The following is a 1600-nucleotide window of genomic DNA, read 5'->3' on the forward strand; positions in this document are numbered from 1 at the left end:
GGCGTACGTTGACCGCCTGAAAGGTTCGATTGATGGCTTCGGTCGCGTCAGTCACCAAATTGGCCACCCGCCGCGCGGATCGACAATCATACTAGCGGCGGCGTGATGACCAGAGTTGGGCTCCTAAGCCTTCTCAACTTCCTTCAGTGTCATTCATCTTAACGCAAGATTGATGACCGTTTACCTCATGGCATTCTCTTCCTGCAATGCCGCCAGCATAAACCAATGTTACGGTTGTGAGGGCTGCTATCCATGCAAGAATAATCCTGGTCATGTAAGCCTCCTTTGTTGCTTCGCAGGCGGAGAGTAGGTTTGCAACCTGGCGCCTCTAAACCGCCGGCGAACGATAGATTGCCATGCAGGCGTGATGCAGGCGTGATGCAGACGTTTGACGCGTGTGAAAAAGGCCGATGCTCGGTCTTCAAGTGCTACGGGCGTTAGCAAACCAGATGTACCCCCCGGTGATGTCGTGATGTTCAAGTAAGAGCCTAGACGTGAAGAATGCGATCGCTTTCCGGAGCGGCCGTCTTCTACCCAATGCGGACGCAATACGAATTGCCGCGTGCCGAAAGGTGGCGGGGCTTTTTCTGCGGTTGCGGAAACGACAAATATTGCTTGGCGGAAATCAGGTTCGGTATCACAATGAACTTGCCCTCGCCCGGGGCATGGGTGCGGCAGCCGTGCCTACGCTGCTGGGCAGGCCAAAAGCCGCTGTCACGCTCCAATGTGACCACCCACGTACGGCGCATCAATCGATCGATCTAATTGATTCCCAGGTGCCGTTGGATGACATTGAGGCGGGGTATGGCGGGGCAGAGCACCGGCGCAGATCCTTAAATCGTTTAACCGAGCATTGCGTCGGTGTCCCCAGCCCCCAAGCACGCACCTTACGCGATGTCATTGGCCTGTTTGGAAGAACCATTCCGAGCAGGCCTTTCTCGTCGACGCGCCCGGCCTTTCCGGTTTCGGCAAGCAGGGATGCCACCGACCTTTGAGCCGAGCGCGCGATCCGGGCCGTGGGCTGTGGGGCGGTGACCCGGACGGCATCAGCATGTGCTCGTTGCGTTAATGAGCCATGGAAACGCAAAGCCAATTATTACCTTCTTCTTATTTTTGTTTTGGTGGCGGCAACCATCGCATCGCCGCGCTACCTGCCGAAAGGTGGCGGGCTTTTTCCTGTATTGTGGGAACCTGATTTGAACGACCGACGTTTTGATGAGCGGAGCAGAATGGGCGTGGTCTTAACCTTTCAGCTGCGCCCGTCTGGGCAAGACCTCGTGCCGTAATGCGGGTCTTTGCTGTCCGTGAGGTGTGCTCCCCTCCGACACGCCTATCGGCCTGCCGGTGACCTCCCGGCAGGCCTTTTATGCGAGTAGTAGTGGCTTGGCCTGGTAGGCGGGAACTGAGACTGCATGTGGGTTATGGGGATGCCCGTTCGGTGTAACTTCCAACCACGTCGAAACGAAGCCGTCCACAGTTAGGCTCCGTCGATACTTGTCGATGAACTCGCCGATGCCGAAATGCTCCGCCGGGAGCTTCGAGCCCTGCGGCGCAGCATAGCGCACATGACCAATAGACGACTGTTTGATGAGGTTGATAC

General features: G+C 56.9%; 2 protein-coding genes. Both read right to left on the reverse strand.

Going from position 1 to position 1600, the window contains the following annotated elements:
* Positions 1-133 precede the first annotated feature (133 nt).
* On the reverse strand, positions 134-274 hold the full coding sequence (locus tag AC1DUU_RS31490; protein WP_476787223.1) for a hypothetical protein: 141 nt from the start codon (positions 272-274) through the stop codon (positions 134-136).
* A 1090-nt stretch (positions 275-1364) separates the two neighbouring features.
* On the reverse strand, positions 1365-1600 hold a 236-nt coding region (locus tag AC1DUU_RS31495), incomplete at its 5' end, for a hypothetical protein (protein WP_476787224.1).

The sequence above is a fragment of the Aminobacter sp. P4_H6_2 genome (genome assembly GCF_056400805.1).

Bases quoted from the DNA above. Each gene is read 5' to 3' on its own strand.
- AC1DUU_RS31490 (WP_476787223.1), bottom strand. From the start codon at position 274: ATGACCAGGATTATTCTTGCATGGATAGCAGCCCTCACAACCGTAACA.